At 53.8% G+C, this 1,742-nt stretch carries 2 protein-coding genes and 1 pseudogene; all 3 read right to left on the reverse strand.

Features of this window, described 5'->3' with window-relative positions:
• The coding region (locus F4V54_RS11560; RefSeq protein ID WP_170253155.1) for a hypothetical protein at nucleotides 1-591 on the reverse strand (591 nt) is incomplete at its 3' end.
• Between the two features lie 145 nt (nucleotides 592-736).
• The gene (locus F4V54_RS10730) at nucleotides 737-1,375 is read right to left on the reverse strand and encodes a DUF3558 family protein (protein WP_150387132.1); all 639 of its coding nucleotides are present in this window, start codon (nucleotides 1,373-1,375) and stop codon (nucleotides 737-739) included.
• Between the two features lie 218 nt (nucleotides 1,376-1,593).
• Nucleotides 1,594-1,742: pseudogene (locus tag F4V54_RS11825) on the reverse strand (SAM-dependent methyltransferase); the annotation flags it as partial.

A 1,742-nucleotide genomic window follows, 5' to 3' on the forward strand; every position in this document is an offset into this window, starting at 1 on the left:
AGCTGTACTACGGACGGCACCTAAGGCTGCGGCAGCCTCTACGGCAGTAGCCTGACTGAGCGTTGCTAGCCCACCAGTATGACTGCCCAACATGTGGGACTTAGCTGCATAATGGCGCCCCATGACGCCGACAAACTCCACGTTTGCTAGCGCGTTGTGTATCGCTTCAGTTTCAGCTGAGGGCGATAACAACCCCATAGCCGCAGGAAGTTCCCCCAACGCCTGGACCACCACAGAAGCAGTGGAAACCCAATCCTGTGAAATGTCGAACATTGATGTGAAATCTGTTGCCGCTAATTGTGAGACCAGTACCTCTAGATTTCCTGGCCGGCCTGCAACAGGAAAGGCAACATGAAAAGGATTCGACTGCGGCCGCTCCAGTGGTGATAACGCCACTGGACTAGAGACATCCCCTGCAGTAGAACGGAAAGACTCCCCAATGCCCGCATCTACTGCAACGAACCCATCAACCTGCTGGTGTAACAGCTCAGCAGCACTAGCAAAAAATTGAGCTAACCCCCGGGTTGCTTCAGGCTCACTCACCGAACTAATCGCCTGATGCATCTGCCCCGCCTGATCCAAACCAGACACAGCAGAGTAAACGCTGAATCTCCGCAAGTCAGCCATCATTCCATGACTCTTCATGCTCTGAGCCACAGTTGCAAGCACATCTGCCCCCCGTGACACCGCCTGAGCATCTAAATACATTCCCATTTTTATCCCCCGAAATCTTCCTTTAGTTTTGGTACAAATCTTCGACTATGCGAACTGCGGCCTGGCACAATTTATCGAGCTCAACGGGCTTATTCCCTTCTCCAACAATGACCGAAAACTGTCCACGCACGGTATCAACAGCAGCAACACAACCCAGGCCCATGCTTCCCGCACTTAAGTAGGTAAAAAGCCCTGGTATCACGTCAGAAGCAGCGGGATCAATGATATTCTCGGGCTCACTTTCCTGATGAGCACGCGTAGCATTTGACGTGCCTACCGCATACGCCCAATCGATATTTCCTCCACTGAGGCCACAACCGACAGTTCCAGCTATGTGACGACTGGGACCATCCGGAGTAGAAAAGCCCACCTCAGAAAGCTCTTCCTTGGAGATTTCTTCGCAGGGATTGAACATGTTGTCCTGGATGGCTTCGTAGTCAAAGTCGCCTAGAACCAAATCCCCACTAGCGAAGTGAAAAGCGGGCACCTCCGTCTCCGCCGAGTCTGATCCAGAGTCAGGCGCCGATGGCGTAGGTGTATCCTCTACTGGACTTGTCTCGTGCCGTTGGCCAGCTTGCCCGAATACGCCCGTCGCCGTGCAACTTGAAAGCAAGCACACAGTGGCTACAGCCGTGATGACAGTTGTTATCTGCTTGTGCATACTGCGATACCCCCGATTGTTATGTTCCCCAGGTCAGTCCGGATCCCATCGGACACAAACAACAATGCCACGTTTCAAGGACGCAGGAAACCTTTTTGTGTCCACTAAAGTGGACATCCATGAGCCCCCTGCCTAAATGGAATCGTTCATTCTAAAGGCATTGCCACTAATACCGCCTGAAGTGAAATTAAATTCAGGACGGTTCACCACAAAACCTCTTAGCGTTTTAGGACCACCACCAGGTTCGACACCGCGAACTCGCGCAGGATGGGAACGCGGGTGACCCACCACGCCCAGCGCGGGTGGTAGCGGGGGAAGGCGGCGACGAGTTGGGCGCGGCCGGAGGTCTCAAGGCTGCGGGCCCAGG

This window comes from Corynebacterium tuscaniense, from assembly GCF_008693065.1.
Taxonomy (GTDB): domain Bacteria; phylum Actinomycetota; class Actinomycetes; order Mycobacteriales; family Mycobacteriaceae; genus Corynebacterium; species Corynebacterium tuscaniense.

Coding starts and splice junctions, on each gene's coding strand:
- F4V54_RS10730 (WP_150387132.1), bottom strand. CDS start 1,375: ATGCACAAGCAGATAACAACTGTCATCACGGCTGTAGCCACTGTGTGC.